The organism is Blautia hydrogenotrophica DSM 10507 (assembly GCF_034356035.1).
Classification (GTDB): domain Bacteria; phylum Bacillota; class Clostridia; order Lachnospirales; family Lachnospiraceae; genus Blautia_A; species Blautia_A hydrogenotrophica.
The window spans coordinates 2239562-2258575 of record NZ_CP136423.1; the positions used below are offsets into that span (position 1 = coordinate 2239562).

Sequence of the window (19014 nt, forward strand, 5' to 3'; positions counted from 1 at the left end):
TAATGCCACAAAGAATATAGGAGGATTAATAAGAATGGCTTTATTTGAATCATATGAAAGAAGAATTGATAAAATCAACTCTGTTTTAAATAGCTATGGAATCTCTTCCATAGAAGAAGCTGAAAAAATAACCAAAGATGCTGGTCTTGATGTGTACAATCAGATCAAAAGCATTCAGCCTATCTGTTTTGAGAATGCATGTTGGGCATATACCGTCGGCGCTGCAATCGCTATCAAAAAAGACTGCAGAAGAGCTGCCGATGCTGCCGCTGCAATCGGCGAAGGCCTTCAGGCATTTTGTATCCCAGGTTCTGTAGCAGACCAGAGAAAAGTGGGTCTGGGACATGGCAATCTAGGCAAAATGCTCCTGGAAGAGGAGACCGACTGTTTCTGTTTTCTGGCTGGTCATGAGTCTTTCGCAGCCGCTGAAGGTGCGATCGGCATCGCTGAAAAGGCAAATAAAGTACGCCAGAAGCCACTTCGTGTCATTCTGAACGGTCTTGGCAAAGACGCTGCTCAGATCATCGCCCGTATCAACGGCTTTACATATGTAGAGACAGATTATGATTATTACACCGGAGAGCTCAAAGAAGTATTCCGCAAAGCATATTCCGATGGTCCCCGTGCAAAGGTAAACTGCTACGGTGCCAACGACGTACGCGAAGGTGTTGCAATCATGTGGAAAGAGGGCGTAGATGTCTCCATCACTGGAAATTCCACAAACCCGACTAGATTCCAGCATCCAGTTGCAGGAACCTATAAAAAAGAGTGTATAGAGGCTGGAAAGAAATACTTCTCCGTCGCTTCCGGCGGTGGTACAGGCCGTACTCTGCATCCAGACAACATGGCTGCTGGACCGGCTTCCTACGGTATGACAGATACCTTAGGCCGTATGCACTCTGACGCTCAGTTCGCAGGTTCCTCTTCCGTTCCTGCCCATGTAGAAATGATGGGATTAATCGGCGCAGGAAACAATCCGATGGTAGGTATGACCGTCGCTGTTGCTGTTGCTGTTGAAGAAGCTGCAAAAGAAGGTAAATTCTAAAAGACAGGACCTAAAAATCATGTATTCCTTGATTTTTAGGTCCTATTTCTATGATTCTTCATCATTTCCCGTAATACAATCTCTCAAAAACGCCAGTGCATAGACCACCGATTGTTCTCTAATTTTTGCTCGGTTGCCACTAAAATGAAACTCCCGTACTCTGACTCTTCCCTGGTAACAACAGCCCATAAAAACGGTTCCCACAGGTTTTTCTTTTGTCCCTCCGTCAGGGCCTGCAATTCCCGTGACAGACAGACAAACATCCGCTCCACTGGCCGCGCAGCCACCTTTTGCCATCTCCCTTGCACATTTTTCACTGACAGCACCAACAGTCTTCAAAGTCATTTTCTTTACCATGACTAATTTTCTCTTCGCTTTGTTGCTGTAGGTCACAAAACCTGTTCCAAACACCTCTGAGGCCCCGGGGACATTCACAATGCGCGCTGCTAAGGCACCGCCCGTACACGACTCTACCAAACTCAATTTCAATTTCTGGTCTTTCAGCAAGTCTACAACTGCTTCCTCTAAGGTCTTTCTCTCATCTGTGGCATAGATGTTTTTCCCAAAACGTATCTTCAGTTCTCTGACCAGGGGTTTTACGAGCTTCTTTCCCTCTTTTTCATCCTTCGCCCTAGCTGTAATCCTAAGATGTACTTCCCCTGTCTTCGCATATGGAGCAATGGTCGGATTGGTCTGATTCTCTATAAGATCTTGAATTTCTGCCGCAATCTGACTCTCTCCTATATTACAGATTTTCACCAGTTGAGAATAAAAAATATCTGGCTGTTTTTTTCTCAGATACGGATATACTTGTTCTTCAAACATCGGTTTTAATTCATTTGGTGGCCCCGGCAGCAAAATCGCTGTCTTTCCATTCTTTTCCAAAATCAAACCCGGGGCAGTTCCGTTGGCATTGTCCAAAACGATCGCTCCCTTCGGAACCATCGCCTGTTTCCAATTGTTATCTGTGATTTTTCTATTCGGATTGTTTTTTGCATAGTTTTCCATGTATTCTTCAATCCGCCTGTGCGTGTGGGCGTCTTCCACCAACTCCATTCCCAGCACTTGCGCAACCACTTCTTTTGTGAGATCATCCTGTGTAGGTCCTAACCCTCCTGTGAGAATGATCGTGTCAGAACGTTCCAACGCCATCTTCACCGTGTGTTTCATCCGTTCCTCATTATCTCCTACCACAGTCTGGTAATAAAGGTCCATTCCCAGCCTCGCACACATCTCAGACAGATATGCACTGTTGGTATTCACAATGTTTCCAAGCAAAATTTCGGTGCCTACAGATATCAGTTCAGTAATCATTGGTACTCCTTTCCTGGGCTTTGATGTGAAACCCCGTTAGCCTTGCATTGACAACACGTTTCGATTCTTATACAGATAATCCACCAGTGAAATGACTGTCAAAGCCACCGCCAGCCACACAAATATCTGTTCTAAAACAGAGAAAAAACCTCCCAGATTCATAATCATTAAAATAATCATAATCATTTGAGAGACCGTCTTAAATTTCCCCCAATAGCTGGCAGCAATCACGACTCCATTGTCAGCCGCCACCAGCCGAAAACCACTGATAATAAATTCACGCCCGATAATTACAATCACAATCCAAGCTGCCAGTCGGTCCAATTCCACCAAACAGATCAGCGCAGAACACACCAATAACTTGTCTGCCAATGGGTCCATGAACTTTCCAAAATCCGTGACAAGATTGTATTTTCTGGCCAAATGCCCATCCAAATAATCTGTCAGACTGGCAACCACGAAGATTGCCAGAGCAATCCATTTTCCAGCAGTTCCCGCAAAGCCAGCCAGCATAAATAGAACAAAAAAAGGAACCATAATCATGCGTGCAACCGTCAACTTATTCGGCGTATTCATCATATATCTCTCCTATCAAATCGTATTCTAGCGCTCCGGTGACTCGCACCTTTACAAAGTCACCGGACATCAACATTTCTGGGCTCTGTACAAAGATGTAGCCGTCCACATTTGGAGCATCCGCGTAAGTCCGTCCAACATACGCATTCTCATCTGCCACCTTTCCCTCGATCATTACCAGCAATACTTGCCCAATTCTACTATTTCCCCGTTCCAGAGAGATCTCCTGCTGCAATTCCATCAACTCTGCTTTGCGGTCCTCCTTTATCTCTTCTGAAATCTGAGCTTTCATGACCGCAGCCGGGGTATTCTCTTCCGGTGAATAAGTAAAAACCCCCAGGCGGTCAAACTCCATCGTATCCACAAACTCCATCAATTCTTCATGATCTTCCTGAGTCTCCCCGGGAAAACCAGTAATCAAAGTGGTCCGCAACACAATATCCGGTATTTTCTCCCTAAGCGTCCTGACAATCTCCACCAACTGCTTTTTCGAAGTACGCCTTCCCATTCTCTTTAAAATTCTGTCGCTGGCGTGTTGAATCGGCAAGTCCAGATAGTGACAGACTTTCGGCTCTCTAGCTATCACTTCCACCAATTCAGGATAGATTTCCTCCGGATAACAGTATAAGACACGAATCCAGTAGATGCCAGTAATTTTGCATAGCTCCTCTAAAAGTCTATGGAGCGATTTTTTCCCATACAGATCTGTCCCATAAAGAGTCGTCTCCTGGGCAACCAGAATCAACTCTCTCACTCCTTGCTGTGCCATCTTCTCTGCCTGTTTTAATAGTCTTTCCATGGGATAGCTGCGGAATTTTCCTCTCAGGCTCGGGATAATACAGTAGGTACAGTGCTTGTCACACCCTTCCGCGATCTTTAGATACCCATAATAGCCCCCTGTGGTTAAAATTCTGTCCGCAGAAACCATCGGCAGATAGTCGATGCTTTCAAAATCCTCATAGGGAATTCCCCTAAAAGCGCTGTCCAGAGCATCCACAATTTTCTCAAAAGAAGTAGTTCCCAAAACCACATCCACCTCTGGAATCTCCTGGCGAATTTCTTTCTGGTATCTCTGCGCCATACACCCAGTCACTAACAAAACTTTACAGCGTCCCTGCTTCCGATACTCTGCCATCTCCAAAATAGACTGAATACTCTCTTCTTTTGCATCGTGTATAAAACAACAGGTATTGATTGCAATCACATCCGCTTCTGTCTCATCGTCAGTGATCTCATATCCCCTGTCACGCAGCAAACCCAGCATCTCCTCTGAATCCACCAGGTTTTTATCGCATCCAAGAGAAATAAACAATACTTTCATTCTCCGCTCTCCTTTTTCCTGCAAAGCTTTCTATTAATATTACAATGGGGGCTGTTGCGAATGTTGTTCCAACAGCCCCCTCTTCCTCATTGTCATAGAAAAGACCTTGTCACGCTCATGCGCGAATGCTTTCTCTACGCTCAAAACTTATTCTTCGCCGCCTTTTTCTTCTTCCTCCGGCATAATTTTTACCTGTCCTTTATATAGCTCGTCAATAGCAATAGACAAAGGTTTCTTTCCATGCGTACCTCCCACTTTGGGTTCTGCTCCAGCGATCAATTGTCTGGCCCTCTTGCTGGTAGCCAGCACGATGGAGTACCGACTGCTGACTACTGGAGTCTCGTCGTCCTCTGCTCCTTGATTAACTACTTTGATAAGCTCTGAATATGATGGATGAATCATACTTCTTCTCCTTTCAAAAATTCTTTCAACTCTTCTTTTATTTTTCTCTGAAATGTTTCATTTCTTCTCATCTTACAGCGCTCAGCCTGGATTATCCCGTGCATAGCTTCCACACACTGTTCCAGGTCGTCATTCACCAGAAGATAATCATAATCCGGCATCACTACAGCCTCCTCGTTGGCTCGGCTCAACCGGGATTCTATCACTTCCATAGACTCTGTTCCTCGGCCCACCAAACGCGCTCTCAACTCCTCTGCGCTAGGCGGTGTCACAAAGATCAAAACTGCCTCCGGAATCTTTTCTTTTACTTTCCTCGCCCCTTGAACCTCAATTTCCAAGATCACATCTTTTCCGTCATCCAAGCAGCGTTCCACATATTCCCTGGGTGTTCCGTAATAATTCTCCACATACTGTGCATACTCAATCAATTGGTCTTCTTCAATCAGACGCTGAAACTCCTCCTTCGTCTTAAAGAAGTACTCCCGCCCATTCCTCTCACCTTCTCTAGGAGAGCGCGTCGTCGCAGAGATAGACAGCGCATAATTGTCATACTTTTTTAACAAAGCTTTCATAATCGTTCCTTTTCCAGAACCTGAAAAACCAGAGACAACCGTCAAAACACCTTTATTCATGACTCTCTCCTCTCTCCTCCAATTCTGACTTGCCACTAAAACGCCGCGAAATGGTATCCGGCTGCAAGGCCGACAAAATCACTTGATTTTGATCTGTAAGAATCACCCCTTTGGTCTTTCTCCCTTGGGTGGCATCAATGACTCGACCATCGTTTTTCGCGCTCTGCACCAACCGTTTGATCGGCGCCGCATCCGGGCTGACAATCGCCACAATCTTCTGTGCGTTTACTAAATTTCCAAACCCTATGTTAATTAATTTTGTCACAAAAATCTCCACTCTTATTCAATATTTTGAATCTGTTCACGAATCTTCTCGATCTCTGTCTTCAGATCAATTGCCAGATTTGATATCTCCAAATCGTTCGATTTCGAAAGTATCGTGTTCGCTTCCCGGTTCATTTCCTGGGCTAGAAAATCTAACTTACGCCCGACACTCTGGGAATTTCCCTCTACCAGTATCGTTCTCATATTCTTGATATGACTGCGCAGACGTACCGTCTCCTCATCGTTACAGATTTTGTCCGCAAAGAGCACGACCTCGGCAGCAATCCGATTCTCCTCAATCTGCGTGTCTTCCAAGAGCTCTCTCATCTTATTTGTCAGTTTCTCCCGATAAGCCTGAATCACCTCTGGAGAACGCGCTTCCACCAGCCTTACTTTTTCCTCTAAGCCTTCCAGTTTACACAACAAATCTCTGGTCAGGTTCTTTCCCTCCGCGGTCCTCGACTCCACAAACCGCTCACATGCCTGGCAAAGCACCGGTTCCAGAGATGCCCAAAGCTCTGTCTCATCAATATCCTGTTCTTCCATCATCAACACTTCCGGGCATCGCATCAGCTGGGAGACGTTTACATCATTCTCCAGCCCAAAGTTTTCGCTCATCCGTTTAAAATACTGTATATATTCCGCCGCCAATTCCTGGTTGTATTTCAGGACTACTCTTTTCTGAGTATAATCCTCATAGGTGACAAAGACATCCACTTTTCCTCTCTGAATATAACTCTTCAGCAGATTTCGAATAGCTGCCTCAAAATAACTCAGTTTCTTCGGTATCTTGATATTCATATCCAGATACCTATGGTTCACGGATTTTAATTCCACTGTAATCTTTTGTTCTTGATCTGTGGCTTCTGCCCGACCGAAACCTGTCATACTTTTCATCATTGTTTTCACTCTTTTTCTGTGTCTAATTAATTGCATATAGATTTATTATAGTTCATTCCAAAACCCTAGTCAAATCCTTTTTTTCTGATATAATAGAAAATGTGTAACTATTCAGCCACGCAAGAATTACCAAAATGTAACCGTTCAACCATACAGTCTACGAGAAGCATAAAACATACTTATATGTTTTTGCGAACGGATATCTAAATGAGCTGAGCACTATTCAATAAGCAAAACGATAGCGTTAGCCACGATAAGTACGCAATGCGGTTTTACGAATGGCGCTGGCTGAACAATTACAAAAAATATTTTTTTACATAGAACAAGGAGATATTTATGGCTTTTGACGGAATCACCATCGCTGCGATGGTAAAAGAATTAAACGATTACCTGGCAGGAGGAAGAATCAATAAAATTGCTCAGCCTGAGACTGACGAACTGCTCCTCACCTGCCGCGGCCCCAAGGGAAACTGCCGCCTGCTTTTATCTGCCAGTGCATCTCTCCCCTTGATATATTTCACCCAAAAAAATAAACCCAGTCCTTTGACTGCACCTAACTTTTGTATGCTGCTGCGCAAACACCTGAGCAGTGCTCGCTTTCTCTCCATTACTCAACCAAGTCTTGAACGCGTCATTCGATTTGAGCTGGAACATCTCAATGAACTAGGAGATCTCTGCCGTAAATATTTAATCATAGAAATCATGGGAAAACACAGCAACATCATCTTCTGTGACGAGGACTATAAAATTTTAGACAGTATCAAACATGTCTCTTCCCATATGAGCTCTGTCCGTGAAGTTCTTCCTGGACGGCAGTACTTCATTCCCCAGACTCAGGAAAAGCTAAATCCCTGGAATCTGACGGAGGAGACTTTTCACACCCAGGTTCTTAGCAAGCCTACGCAGATTGCCCGCGCATTGTATACTTCTTTGACTGGAATCAGCCCTGTAATGGCCCATGAAATCTGTACCCGTGCCTCTCTAGACGGGGATGAGCCTACGGAAACCCTGGATGAAAATTCAAAGCTCCATTTGTACGGAACTCTCAATAGAATCCTAGACCAAGTCAAAGAGGGCGACTTTCATCCCAACATTATTTTCCGTGACCAGATACCCGTAGAGTACTCCGTACTCCCCATGTCTCAGTATCAGACCGGACACACAACAAAAGGGTATCCTTCTGTCTCCTCTATGTTGGAGCAATATTACGCCCAGAAAAATATTGTGACACGCATTCGGCAGAAATCTTCAGACCTGCGCCGAATCGTCCAAACTGCCTTGGAACGAAACTCCAAAAAATACTCCCTCCAGCTGAAACAGCTAAAAGACACTGGCAAAAAAGAGAAATATAAAGTTTACGGTGAACTCATCAATACTTATGGCTATGGCCTCGAAGACGGCTGCAAATCTTTTCAGGCACTGAACTACTACACCAACGAAGAAATCGCTGTCCCCCTGGACCCTAGTCTTTCCCCCCAGGCGAACGCAAAAAAATACTTTGAAAAATATGCAAAGCTAAAAAGAACAGAAGACGCTTTAACTACACAGATCGCGGAGACAAAAGAAGAAATCCAGCACCTGGAATCTATCAGTGCCTCCTTAGACATCGCCCTGAATGAATCCGATTTGGTTCAGATCAAAGAAGAGCTGACACAGTACGGATACATCAAAAAACACTCTATAGGAAAAAAGAAGACCTCCGTAAAATCCAAGCCTTTTCACTACTTATCCAGCGACGGTTATCATATTTACGTAGGAAAAAATAACTATCAAAACGATGAGCTCACCTTCAAATTCGCCACTGGAAACGACTGGTGGTTCCACGCGAAAGGTACCGCCGGCTCCCATGTCATCGTAAAAAGCAGCGACGAAGAACTACCTGACCGCGTCTTTGAAGAGGCGGGGAGTCTGGCCGCCTATTACTCCAAAGGCCGCACCGCCCCTAAAGTGGAAATCGACTATATTCAGAAAAAACATGTCAAAAAACCCAACGGCTCCAAACCTGGCTTTGTCGTTTACTATACAAACTATTCTCTGATGGCTGTACCGGATATCCAGACCTTGACACTTATCGACGACTAAAGCAAAGACCGCCATATCTGACGAACAGCTCTCAGGTATGGCGGTCTCTATTCTCCATCAAAAATTCATCAGGATAAATCTGTCTCATTGATCTGTTCCTCACAGGAACGCATGGCCAAAATCGTCTTCTCAAATAATTCTGTGAGTTCCCAACCAAGCATCTCAGCTCCTTTGCGTATCACATCCCGTGAGCATCCTGCTGCAAAACGCTTATCTTTGAACTTCTTTTTCAGAGAGGACACTTCCATGTCCTGAACACTTTTCGACGGGCGCATCTTAGCAGCTGCACCCACCAGGCCAGTGAGCTCATCCACTGCATAGAGCACCTTCTCCATTTGATGTTCCGGTTCGATGTCTGTCACAAGCCCATATCCGTGGCTACAGATCGCCCGCACCATTTCAGGCTCCGCATGAATCTCCTCTAACAACTCCGGAGCCTTCTTGCAATGTTCTTCGGGATACTGTTCCCAATCCACATCGTGCAAAAGCCCCACCAGTCCCCAGAAATCCTCTTCCTGTCCATAGCCCAATTCCCTGGCAAACCAACGCATGGCTCCCTCCACAGTAAGCCCATGAATAAGATGAAACTCTTCTTGGTTGTACTTTCTGAGCAAGCCCCATGCTTCCTCTCTCGTCACTTTTGTCTGCATATTCCCAAAACCCCTTTCCGTGAAAAACACTTTTCATGATTCTATTTTTCTTCGCGGTATCTCTACAGTCCAAGGCCCTCCAGCCATTCCTTCTCTTTAAATCCCGGTATCACCCGGTCTTCTAAAACCAGCAGCGGTCTTTTCACCAGCATTCCGTCTGTGGCCAACAGCTCCAACTGTTCTTCTTCACTCATTTTAGGAAGTCTGTCTTTAAGCTGAAGCTCCCGGTATTTCATTCCACTAGTATTAAAAAAACGTCTCAACGGCAGACCGCTACGACCAATCCAGTCTTTCAGCTCCTCTACTGTAGGATTGTCCTCCACAATATGGCGATCATCATAATTCACCTGATGCTCCTCAAGCCATTTCTTCGCCTTTTTGCAGGTACTGCATTTCGGATATTCCAAAAATAACACCATAAAAATTCCTCCCTTCTTTTTCCGTATATTCTCGGATCTTTTAAGTTCTTTTGATTCTATCACGTTTTCATTTCTTGTTCCATCTTTTCTTCTTTTTTCCTTTACAAGATGCTCTTCGTTGAATATGATGAATTCAGAAACCAAAAATATCGCGACTATTCAGCCATGCGACTGATAAGAGTAAAAATCTGGAACAAGCTTGCTTGCAGAAGAGTTTTTTCTTGTCAGGCATATGGTGCTTAGGATTTAACCACATATGCGACAGTATAAGCTGCGTAGCAGCTAATCCGAGCTATTATTGGCTGAATAGTTACAAAATATCTTATCTGACATTATCCGCAAAAGGAGGTTCTACCATGAGAAGAAAAGAAAGAGAAATCACAGACACCCATCAGCTTCAGCAGATATTGGAGGAATGCAAGGTCTGCCGTGTAGCAATGCAGGACAAAGACGGCCTGTACCTAGTTCCACTGAATTTTGGCTATCAATACCAGGACGGAAAACTCACCTTATATCTACACAGCTCCAAAGAAGGGCGCAAGATCTCTGCCCTTTCCCAAAACAGTTCTGTCTGTTTCGAAATGGACTGTTCTCACAAACTGGTGGAAGGTGACGTTGCTTGCGCTTACAGCTATGAATACCAGAGCATCGTAGGCAACGGAACTGCCCACATTGTGGATAACAAAGAAGAAAAAAAACAAGCTCTGTCCATCCTTATGAGACACATGACAGAAAAGGCATTTGAATTCACCGATTCCATGGCTGATCTTGTTGCCGTCATCAAAATTGAAGCCGACAGTTTTTCTGGCAAAGGCCACCATCTGTAACTCTCAAACAAAGAAAATCTACTTTGGCTTCATGCTTCCTATTGGGAAGCACAGCCCGCGTTTCCTAGAATTCAAATTTTGTATTTCCGGGCTTATCTTACAAAAAGAGGCGGGAAATCTCTCATTGCCCGCCTCTTTCCAATGTCAGTTACTCTATTTTGGTCTATTTCATCACAATATTGATGATCTTCTTCGGCACATAAATTTCTTTTACAATATTCCCCGTCAGCTTATCCGCCACCGCGTTTTTGCCGGCTGCAATCGCTTCTTCCTTGCTGATCTGTGCTGATATACTGATGACAGCTCTTGTTTTTCCGTTAATCTGCACTGGAATCTCAATCTCATCATCCTTCATCGCCTCTTCATCTGCGCAAGGCCATTGTGTGTGGAACACAGAGTCTGTATGTCCCAGTTTCTCCCAGAGTTCCTCAGCGATATGGGGAGCAAACGGAGACAGCAAAACGGTCATCGTCTCCACAGTCTCCTTGTCAATGCCGCCTTCCTTCTTTGCCAACTCTGTAAGTTTATTGTTGTACTCCATAAAGCCAGAAATTACCGTATTCAAGCTAAAGCTTTCCAGACGCTGGGTAATGTCATACACAAGTTTGTTGCGCAGTTTCACCATCTCTTTTGATGCAGTGACATCTTTCTCAATGCTATCCACAGCCAATGTCCAGAAACGTTTCAGGAAACGATATACGCCGTCAATGCCTCTGTCATCCCACTCAGCATCCAATTCTGGCGGACCCACAAACAGCTCATACATTCTCAGAGAGTCACAGCCGTAATCAGCAACCAAGTCATCAGGAGACACTACGTTTCCTTTGGATTTGCTCATCTTAATTCCATTTTTTCCGGTAATCATGCCCTGATTAAACAGCTTATGGAAGGGTTCATCAAAATCAATGGCACCAATGTCGTACAAAAATTTTGTATAGAATCTGGAATACAAAAGATGAAGAACCGCATGTTCCACACCGCCAATATACATATCTACCGGGAGATACTTGTCTGCCTTTTCTCTGGAAACCAGTGCTTCGCTGTTATGATTATCCACGTAGCGCAGGAAGTACCAAGAGGACCCAGCCCACTGAGGCATCGTGTTAGTCTCCCTCTTCGCATCCGCGCCGCACTCTGGACACTTGCAGTTTACCCACTCGTCAATGGCCGCTAAAGGAGATTCCCCGGTACCTGTAGGCTGATAGCTCTCCACCTCTGGAAGTCTCAGAGGTAGCTCTTCTTCCGGAACCGCAACCGCTCCGCATTTTGGACAGTGCACAATCGGAATCGGTTCTCCCCAATAACGCTGACGGGAAAATACCCAGTCACGCAACTTATAGTTCACCGTCGCCTTACCAAAGCCCCTCTTTTCAATGATATGAGGAGCTTCCTTTTTCAGCACTGCTGATTCCATGCCATTCCATTCACCTGAGTTAATCATAGTACCGGCTGCCTCTGTGTAAGCCTCCGTCATATTCTCAATCTCTTTGCCGTCTTTTGCGATTACCTGTACAATCGGAATATCAAATTTTTTCGCAAACTCAAAATCTCGGTCATCGTGAGCAGGCACACACATAATCGCTCCAGTTCCGTAGTCAGCCAATACATAATCTGACAGCCAAATCGGAACTTTCGCACCGTTGAGAGGATTGATGGCATAGCTTCCCGTGAAGACGCCCGTCTTCTCTTTATCCTGCATACGGTCTACATTGGATTTCATAGACGCCTCGTAGATATACTTCTCTACAGCCTCCTTATTTTCCTCTGTGGCCAGCTGAGCCGCCAGCTTATGCTCCGGTGCCAGCACCATAAAAGTGGCCCCATACAGCGTATCTGGTCTCGTGGTATAGACCGTGATCGCTTCATCACTGTTCTCAACCTTGAAATCCACCTCAGCACCATAGGATTTTCCAATCCAATCCGTCTGCATCTTCTTCACTTTTTCCGGCCAGTCCAGTTTGTCCAGATCGTTCAAAAGACGTTCCGCGTACTTTGTGATTCTGAGCATCCACTGACGAAGGTTTTTCTTCGTCACCGTAGCCCCGCAACGCTCACAGCAACCATTGACCACCTCTTCGTTTGCCAGCCCTGTCTTACAGGAAGGACACCAGTTGATCGGGAATTCCTTTTCGTAGGCCAGCCCTTCTTTGAACATCTTTACAAAAATCCACTGAGTCCACTTATAAAATTCTGGGTCTGTAGTGTTTACCTCCATATCCCAGTCATAAATAGCCGCAATATCATTAATCTGCTTTTTGATGTTCTTTACATTCTCTGCCGTAGAAATTGCCGGGTGAACCCCCATCTTGATCGCATAGTTCTCAGCCGGCAGGCCAAACGCATCCCATCCCATAGGATGGATCAGGTAATAACCCTGTAGCATTTTATAGCGGCTCCAGACATCTGAAATTACATATCCTCTCCAATGTCCCACATGAAGCCCATTCCCAGATGGGTATGGAAACATATCCAGACAATAATATTTCGGCTTTTTGCCGTCGTTGACGTTCACCGGGTTTTTCTCCCAGTTCACACGCCATTTTGCCTCAATCGCCTTGTGATTATAAGGTACTGCCATGATTTTCTCCTCCTGCACTAAAATTTTCCTATAATAAAAATAAATAGGATGTATTTTCCTATAATATGAAATAACAAAGTGGGCAAGCCCACTTCAGCTCCCCCCCCATCCCCTCAATCTTTGAGGGGCGCGTCCCACTTTGCGCGCCGTCGCAACACCGCCTCGCGGTGTACGACCTTATTGCGGCGTGCGCATCCATAGCGGAGCGTTTATGTAATAGGAAAGGGCTTTCACGCATTAGCGCGACAAGGTCTTTCCTGTTACATAACAAAGTGGGCAAGCCCACTTCAGCTCCCCTGCCTCTTAATCTTGAAGGACGCAGGCTCACTTTGCGCGCCGCCGCAACACCGCTTTGCGGTGAAATTCCTCATTGCGGCGTGTGCATCCTGCCTAGGGGGCTTTTTATTGCATAGGGAACGAAGTTTCCTATGCAATAAAAGCCCTTTCGTCTTTCCTAGAGACGAAAGGGCTGCATTCCGTGGTACCACTCTAGTTCACCCTGCCATCTAGCAGAATGCACTCATTGGTTCTATAACGGGAACATCCGCCTTTTCCTACTGAGGCACCGCCTGTTCAAAAAAGGAACTCAAAGGCCAGTTGGGAGCCTTGCACTGCTGCCTTCCACCCACGACAGCTCTCTGTGAGCACAGAGGACTCTTAATATTCCTTCTCATTGTCTTTTTCTATCATTAAATAGACTATCAAATATTTTACCCAGCCTTTCTATTTTTGTCAAGCACTATTTCAATGATAGCACCTGACACGCTGGGGTGTCCGCGGAAAATTCCATCTGAAGTTCATCTCCCACATCATATGCCACAATTTCTGGATAATCTGCAACTGGAACATCAAAAATCAATGGCTCTGGAAGCACTCCTTCTGCTTTGGTATCCGGTCCGTCTAACTTCAATCCGTCTTCCTCAAAAACCACATAGAAATGGGAATTTCCCTCAATCACAGCTTGGGCAATCCGCTTAATTTTACCGGACACCGTGTTGACGCCAACCACTTCTCCATTCTGGGAGTTTCCTCCAGTTCCAATCAACTTTCTGTAAGCTTTCTCACAATCAGCAACCGTATCTCCTATAGCCACATTTTGATATTTTTGAATATTTACCATCGCATATTTTTTCACCAGCCCTGCCTCATCCTTCAAGGCAATGAAATAGGTAGGCTCGTTGGCGATGTTTAAGAGCAGCGGAAAAGTTGCCTTATACCCTAAGTTTTGAACTTGGCCTTCTGCAGAACCCATAGCTGAATACTCTTCAGCACCAGAGACTTCATAGTATTTTGTCTCCTTGGTCCTTTGATTCATCAGAACAAATCCTACATTAGAACGGTCCCCGCTGACGGAAGTCACACCTGTATAAACCCATACGTCATCATTCAAAGCCAAATAGTTATATCCTTCTGTAGTCTTCAAGCAACCCTTCTGCCCTAAGACGCTATTGATAAAACCATTGATTAAAGTTCCATGATAATTGTACAGTTCTACCAGCAAATCTGCCGGATACACACGGTCTACCCAAGTCGGGCAATCTTCCACTGCCACATCCTGGCACTCGCCGGTCACTGCATTGCACAGAACCACTCTGCCGATGGTTTGCCCTCCGAACAGCCCTATCGTATATTTTTTCACGGGACATATCCAATAAGGCACACCATCCTCGTTGATCTCAAAACTCAACTGATCAAAAATGTAAGTGGGATACTGGAATCTCAGGTGTCGATAAATATTCCGGTTTAGATACTCTGCCTCTGAGTATTTAATTCCTTCCTTCAGTTTCACCAGCTCCGTGTCCTGCGTAGCCATATCAATCATAATATAGGCAGGAATCCCATCTTTTTGATTCGTAAACCATTTGATGAAGCTGGCGTACTCCAGAGGCGTCACCCTCACCGGCCTCCCCTGGTAATTGATCTGAGAATACAGGTTGCTCACCTCAAACTGAGACACCATATCCACCATACTTCCCATCTTTCGGTTTCCCAAAAGCTCTGCCGAATCCTTGTCCAGTAAAGGGATCTGATCATAACTGATCTGTTCAATATCTTCGGTGAAATTTCCTGTCTCTGGCTCTAGCAATTTTTGATACTTCTTCGCATTGACCACCGGAGATGACAACAGCGTTCCCGCACCATAGACCACCAGTACCAAAAGGACCAGCCCTGTTCCTATCTTGAGAACTTTATTGTTTTTTGCCTCCTGCACAGACCTTACTCTTCGCACTGCGTACATAACCAAGATCAAAACCATCACTGCCAGCAAAAAGGTCCAAAAACCGCTGGAGTGAATATTGATGGCAGGAATTGTCACATAGTAATAAATTCCCGCCAGGAGAACCAAAATAATCACGGCTAAAAATTTGCTTTTTCCTTTTCTCATCACTTTTTACACACATTCCTTTATATTTTTCGTCGGCAGAGAAAGTTTCCCAAAGCTTCTGGGGCTTTCTCTTTTCTTATACTAACATTTTCTTCTCAAAAGTACAAATTAAATTCTATAAAAAACAAAGTAGGCAAGCCCCACTTCCCCTCAATCTTTATAGGACGCACCCCACTTAACGCGCCGCCGCAACACCTCTTTGCGGTGAAACTCCTCACTGCTGCGTGTGCATTCTGCCCAGAGTTTTTTTATCCTATAGAAAAGTCCCCCTGACTTTCCTATAGAATAAAAAACCGCTGCCTGTGGTTTTACTCACAGACAGCGGCCGATATTTCCTTGACTACTCCTCGTCTTCCGACGCATTTGCTCTTGCGGCGATTTCTTTTTCCTGAATATCACTCGGTGCTTGCTCGTAGCGTGCAAACTCATAGGAAAACTCTCCACTTCCGCCTGTCATAGATCTAAGATCTGTGGAATACCCATAAATCTCCAACATAGGCACGTCGGCCTCAATGACAGTATTGCCATCATGATCTGGATTCATACCCAGTACACGTCCACGGCGTTTATTCAAGTCGCCCATGACATCTCCTGTATAGGAATCTGGAACCGTCACCTTCATAGACACAATCGGCTCCAAAAGTACCGGAGACGCCTCCATAAATCCCTTCTTAAAAGCTAAGATCGTTGCCATCTTAAAGGCCATCTCCGAAGAATCCACCGTGTGGTAAGAACCGTCATAAAGTGTCGCTTTTACTCCTACTACTGGATAAGAAGCCAACGGTCCTTTTTGAACAGACTCCTGAAGGCCTTTTTCTACTGCCGGAAAATAGTTTTTCGGTACCGCGCCGCCTACAACTACTTGCTCAAAGATATATGGTGTTTCTAAATCACCGGACGGCTCAAAACGCATCTTAACATGACCATACTGCCCATGTCCGCCGGACTGTTTCTTATGCTTACCTTCCACATCAGAATTCTTGCGAATGGTCTCGCGGAACGGAACTTTTGGTTTCGACAATTCCACATCAACCTTATAGCGCTCTAGAAGTTTGCTACACACGATATCCAGATGCTGATCTCCCATTCCATAAATCAATGTCTGACGATTCGCCGAGTCATTGACACTTTTCACAGTCAAATCCTCACTCATAATCTTCGCCAGGCCCTGAGCAATCTTATCCTCATCCCCTTTACTCTTAGCCTTATATCTCTTGTAGGTATAAGGTGTGGAGATCACTGCTTTCGGATAAGAAATCGGGTGTGCCTTTGTCGCCAGGCTGTCGCCGGTCTTGGCATCATTCAACTTCGCTATGGCACCAATATCTCCTGCATGAAGTTCCGATACCTCCAATGGCTTGGAGCCTTCCAAAACATAGAGCTTATTCAGTTTTTCATCAGACTGCTTATCCACGTTATAGAGTACGTCATCTGACTTCACAACACCAGAACAAATCTTAACCAAAGAGTATTTCCCCAGGAAGGGATCTGCGATTGTCTTCCAGATATAGGCTGACTTAGCCTTTGTAAAATCATAGTTCGCCTCAAAAATCTCATTAGTCTTTGTGGCAATGCCATTGCAAGATCTCTTGTCAGGACTTGGGAAGTAGCCGCAGATATCATCTAACAAATTAGAGACTCCTCTTAAATTTACCGGTGCTCCCATGCATACAGGCACAATGCTTCCCTCCTGGACGTTCATCGCCAAAGTCGCTGAAATCTCTGTCTGAGAGAATTCATCTCCTTCAAAATAACGATCCATAAATTCTTCACTGGTTTCGGCTACTGATTCAATCAGAATTTCGCGGTATTTTTCCAAATATTCATTTAAGTGTTCCGGAATTGGGCATTCCTCTTTTTTCCCTTTATCTATGTAATGCCTTCCTGCCTGTTTGACCACATTTACATAGCCGACAAATTTACCGTTCTCACGAATTGGGAAATGAAGCGGAGCAATTTTCTTACCATACAGCTCCGTCAAATCCTCCACAACTTTTCGGTAGCTCACATCATCAATATCCATACCTGTAACGAAAATCATTCTCGGCAATTTATATTTCTCACACAGTTTCCAAGCCTTCTGAGTTCCTACCTGAACACCGGCCTTTCCAGAAACTACGATAATCGCTGCATCAGCTGCGCTTACTGCTTCCTCGGTTTCTCCCACAAAGTCAAAATATCCTGGAGTATCCAACACATTCACTTTAATCTTATCCCATACGACAGGAACTACTGTCGTGGAAATTGAGAATCCCCGTTTAATCTCTTCTTTGTCATAGTCACTGACAGTATTTCCATCCTCCACTCTTCCGAGGCGGTTCGTCATACCTGATAAATAAGCCATAGCCTCCACTAAAGTGGTCTTTCCCGCGCCGCCATGACCTAACAGGACTACATTTCTGATTCGGTCAGTTCTAAAAACGTCCATATGTAATACCTCCCTGTCTGTATAATATGTTCATATTTTACTAAAAAATCAGGCAACTTGCAAGTATTATATACAATCTTTACAATATAAAACGGGGCTTTTTTTACTTTTCCAGTCATTTTCGGTAACAGTTCAGCCATACCATGTGCGAAAAGCATAAAACATGCTTGTATGCTTTCACAAACGGATATCTGTATGACTGAGCTGTTGCCATTTCCCAGACACTCCCCTACAAAGATTGACATTTTTCTCCATCTCCCTTAAAATAATGGACAGAAAGTTTCGAAAGGAAGAATTTAAGATGTCCGTGAATATCGGTTTTATTGGATTTGGCCTGACTGGTGGCTCCATCGCGAAGGCCATCCATGCGGCACATCCCGAATATCTGATCAGCGCTTACGATCTTCAAAAAGAATCTCTTATCTTGGCTCAACAGGAAGGTATCTTAGACACCGTCTGGGATGAAAACAACCTGAGATTCGACCAGTGCGACTTTCTTTTTTTATGCGCTCCTACAGAATGCAATTGTGCCTACTTAAAATATCTGAGGGAAGACATCATCGGCACTGACTGTATATTGACCGATGTGGGCAACACAAAGGCAACGATTCACCGCGAAATAGACCGCGTGAGCCTGACCGCCAATTTTATCGGAGGTCATCCTCTCTTCTACAAAGCTTTAAGCGGTTACTCCCATTCCATGCCAGATTTTATCTGTCAAGCTCCTTACTATATTCTGACCCCATCGGAGGATGTCTCTTTTCACAAGCTTTCTGTTTTTACCGAACTGATCTCCTCCCTGGGTACGGTCCCCTTAGTTTTGACACCGCAGGAGCATGACTATACCCTTGCCGGAATCAGCCATCTTCCTCATCTCCTGGAATCCGCCTATGTCGCCATGCTTCAGAGATTGGACACCAAGGAACACCGGCTTCGAAATCTAATGCCCCGAAGACCTTTGTCTTTCGACGGAAATTCATCCAGCTGGCAGCAGACTTGTATGGAAAACGCACCCTATATCTCCAATATCCTGGATGAGTATATCCGGTCCTTAATCCAGCTTCGCTGTCAATTAGATCAACAAGACGAACGCTCTGTTTTCCAGCTCTTTGAACAGAGCCCTCCACCTTTACCTTAAAAATATGCTCCCCCGCCTCACGCTCTGTGATCTGTCGAGAGTCTCTGAAGCG

16 protein-coding genes and 1 other annotated feature are annotated in these 19014 nt (G+C 44.9%); of the genes, 4 read left to right on the top strand and 12 right to left on the bottom strand.

Features of this window, described 5'->3' with window-relative positions:
• The first annotated feature begins 34 nt into the window (after positions 1 to 34).
• Positions 35 to 1045: a GGGtGRT protein gene (locus tag BLHYD_RS10485; protein ID WP_021845606.1), complete on the top strand. Its 1011-nt coding sequence runs from the start codon at positions 35 to 37 to the stop codon at positions 1043 to 1045.
• Between the two features lie 48 nt (positions 1046 to 1093).
• Here the strand turns inward: BLHYD_RS10485 and BLHYD_RS10490 are convergent, their stop codons facing one another.
• The 7 genes from BLHYD_RS10490 to BLHYD_RS10520 all read right to left on the bottom strand — a co-directional run bounded on the left by BLHYD_RS10490 (position 1094) and on the right by BLHYD_RS10520 (position 6454).
• Positions 1094 to 2359 carry a competence/damage-inducible protein A gene (locus BLHYD_RS10490; RefSeq protein WP_005948679.1) on the bottom strand — a complete coding sequence of 422 codons (1266 nt, stop codon included), beginning with the start codon at positions 2357 to 2359 and terminating at the stop codon, positions 1094 to 1096.
• A 36-nt stretch (positions 2360 to 2395) separates the two neighbouring features.
• Positions 2396 to 2935 (bottom strand): CDP-diacylglycerol--glycerol-3-phosphate 3-phosphatidyltransferase, encoded by a 540-nt coding sequence (gene pgsA, locus BLHYD_RS10495; RefSeq protein WP_040350572.1) that lies wholly within the window; start codon positions 2933 to 2935, stop codon positions 2396 to 2398.
• Entirely contained in the window at positions 2919 to 4256 is a 1338-nt protein-coding gene (gene rimO / locus BLHYD_RS10500) for a 30S ribosomal protein S12 methylthiotransferase RimO (protein WP_005948677.1), read from the bottom strand. The genes pgsA and rimO overlap by 17 nt, the downstream gene beginning before the upstream one ends.
• A 147-nt stretch (positions 4257 to 4403) precedes the next feature.
• A complete protein-coding gene (gene rpoZ, locus BLHYD_RS10505) occupies positions 4404 to 4658 on the bottom strand; it encodes a DNA-directed RNA polymerase subunit omega (RefSeq protein ID WP_005948676.1) in 255 nt (84 codons plus the stop codon).
• Positions 4655 to 5290 carry a guanylate kinase gene (gmk, locus tag BLHYD_RS10510; protein ID WP_005948675.1) on the bottom strand — a complete coding sequence of 212 codons (636 nt, stop codon included), beginning with the start codon at positions 5288 to 5290 and terminating at the stop codon, positions 4655 to 4657. The genes rpoZ and gmk overlap by 4 nt, the downstream gene beginning before the upstream one ends.
• A complete protein-coding gene (locus BLHYD_RS10515) occupies positions 5283 to 5555 on the bottom strand; it encodes a DUF370 domain-containing protein (protein WP_021845605.1) in 273 nt (90 codons plus the stop codon). The genes gmk and BLHYD_RS10515 overlap by 8 nt, the downstream gene beginning before the upstream one ends.
• A 14-nt stretch (positions 5556 to 5569) precedes the next feature.
• The gene (locus BLHYD_RS10520; protein ID WP_040350571.1) at positions 5570 to 6454 is read right to left on the bottom strand and encodes a YicC/YloC family endoribonuclease; all 885 of its coding nucleotides are present in this window, start codon (positions 6452 to 6454) and stop codon (positions 5570 to 5572) included.
• Positions 6455 to 6790: 336 nt separating this feature from the next.
• On the opposite strand from BLHYD_RS10520, the gene BLHYD_RS10525 reads away from it, so the two are divergent.
• Positions 6791 to 8536: an Rqc2 family fibronectin-binding protein gene (locus BLHYD_RS10525; RefSeq protein ID WP_005948672.1), complete on the top strand. Its 1746-nt coding sequence runs from the start codon at positions 6791 to 6793 to the stop codon at positions 8534 to 8536.
• Positions 8537 to 8604: 68 nt separating this feature from the next.
• Here BLHYD_RS10525 and BLHYD_RS10530 read toward each other — a convergent pair whose 3' ends face one another.
• Together BLHYD_RS10530 and BLHYD_RS10535 are read right to left on the bottom strand one after the other, a co-directional pair.
• Positions 8605 to 9186: a hydrolase gene (locus BLHYD_RS10530; protein WP_040350570.1), complete on the bottom strand. Its 582-nt coding sequence runs from the start codon at positions 9184 to 9186 to the stop codon at positions 8605 to 8607.
• A 62-nt stretch (positions 9187 to 9248) separates the two neighbouring features.
• Positions 9249 to 9605, bottom strand: a complete 357-nt coding sequence (locus tag BLHYD_RS10535; RefSeq protein WP_021845602.1) for an arsenate reductase family protein — start codon at positions 9603 to 9605, stop codon at positions 9249 to 9251.
• Positions 9606 to 9961: 356 nt separating this feature from the next.
• Between BLHYD_RS10535 and BLHYD_RS10540 the strand changes: the two genes are divergently transcribed.
• Entirely contained in the window at positions 9962 to 10432 is a 471-nt protein-coding gene (locus BLHYD_RS10540) for a pyridoxamine 5'-phosphate oxidase family protein (RefSeq protein ID WP_005948669.1), read from the top strand.
• Between the two features lie 163 nt (positions 10433 to 10595).
• Here BLHYD_RS10540 and leuS read toward each other — a convergent pair whose 3' ends face one another.
• From leuS to BLHYD_RS10555, 3 genes are all read right to left on the bottom strand, one after another.
• Positions 10596 to 13010, bottom strand: a complete 2415-nt coding sequence (leuS, locus tag BLHYD_RS10545; RefSeq protein WP_021845601.1) for a leucine--tRNA ligase — start codon at positions 13008 to 13010, stop codon at positions 10596 to 10598.
• 453 nt (positions 13011 to 13463) lie between these two features.
• Positions 13464 to 13693: a binding site (T-box leader), on the bottom strand.
• A 56-nt stretch (positions 13694 to 13749) separates the two neighbouring features.
• Positions 13750 to 15396 (bottom strand): hypothetical protein, encoded by a 1647-nt coding sequence (locus BLHYD_RS10550; protein ID WP_005948666.1) that lies wholly within the window; start codon positions 15394 to 15396, stop codon positions 13750 to 13752.
• A 340-nt stretch (positions 15397 to 15736) separates the two neighbouring features.
• On the bottom strand, positions 15737 to 17824 hold the full coding sequence (locus BLHYD_RS10555; RefSeq protein ID WP_021844486.1) for an elongation factor G: 2088 nt from the start codon (positions 17822 to 17824) through the stop codon (positions 15737 to 15739).
• Positions 17825 to 18125: 301 nt separating this feature from the next.
• Here BLHYD_RS10555 and BLHYD_RS10560 point away from each other — a divergent pair, with 301 nt between their 5' ends.
• Positions 18126 to 18962, top strand: coding sequence for a prephenate dehydrogenase (locus BLHYD_RS10560; RefSeq protein ID WP_021844485.1), 837 nt, complete (start codon positions 18126 to 18128; stop codon positions 18960 to 18962).
• The last annotated feature ends 52 nt before the right edge of the window (positions 18963 to 19014 follow it).

Coding starts and splice junctions, on each gene's coding strand:
- BLHYD_RS10485 (WP_021845606.1), top strand. CDS start 35: ATGGCTTTATTTGAATCATATGAAAGAAGAATTGATAAAATCAACTCT.
- BLHYD_RS10490 (WP_005948679.1), bottom strand. CDS start 2,359: ATGATTACTGAACTGATATCTGTAGGCACCGAAATTTTGCTTGGAAAC.
- pgsA (WP_040350572.1), bottom strand. CDS start 2,935: ATGAATACGCCGAATAAGTTGACGGTTGCACGCATGATTATGGTTCCT.
- rimO (WP_005948677.1), bottom strand. CDS start 4,256: ATGAAAGTATTGTTTATTTCTCTTGGATGCGATAAAAACCTGGTGGAT.
- rpoZ (WP_005948676.1), bottom strand. CDS start 4,658: ATGATTCATCCATCATATTCAGAGCTTATCAAAGTAGTTAATCAAGGA.
- gmk (WP_005948675.1), bottom strand. CDS start 5,290: ATGAATAAAGGTGTTTTGACGGTTGTCTCTGGTTTTTCAGGTTCTGGA.
- BLHYD_RS10520 (WP_040350571.1), bottom strand. CDS start 6,454: ATGATGAAAAGTATGACAGGTTTCGGTCGGGCAGAAGCCACAGATCAA.
- BLHYD_RS10525 (WP_005948672.1), top strand. CDS start 6,791: ATGGCTTTTGACGGAATCACCATCGCTGCGATGGTAAAAGAATTAAAC.
- BLHYD_RS10530 (WP_040350570.1), bottom strand. CDS start 9,186: ATGCAGACAAAAGTGACGAGAGAGGAAGCATGGGGCTTGCTCAGAAAG.
- BLHYD_RS10535 (WP_021845602.1), bottom strand. CDS start 9,605: ATGGTGTTATTTTTGGAATATCCGAAATGCAGTACCTGCAAAAAGGCG.
- BLHYD_RS10540 (WP_005948669.1), top strand. CDS start 9,962: ATGAGAAGAAAAGAAAGAGAAATCACAGACACCCATCAGCTTCAGCAG.
- leuS (WP_021845601.1), bottom strand. CDS start 13,010: ATGGCAGTACCTTATAATCACAAGGCGATTGAGGCAAAATGGCGTGTG.
- BLHYD_RS10550 (WP_005948666.1), bottom strand. CDS start 15,396: ATGAGAAAAGGAAAAAGCAAATTTTTAGCCGTGATTATTTTGGTTCTC.
- BLHYD_RS10555 (WP_021844486.1), bottom strand. CDS start 17,824: ATGGACGTTTTTAGAACTGACCGAATCAGAAATGTAGTCCTGTTAGGT.
- BLHYD_RS10560 (WP_021844485.1), top strand. CDS start 18,126: ATGTCCGTGAATATCGGTTTTATTGGATTTGGCCTGACTGGTGGCTCC.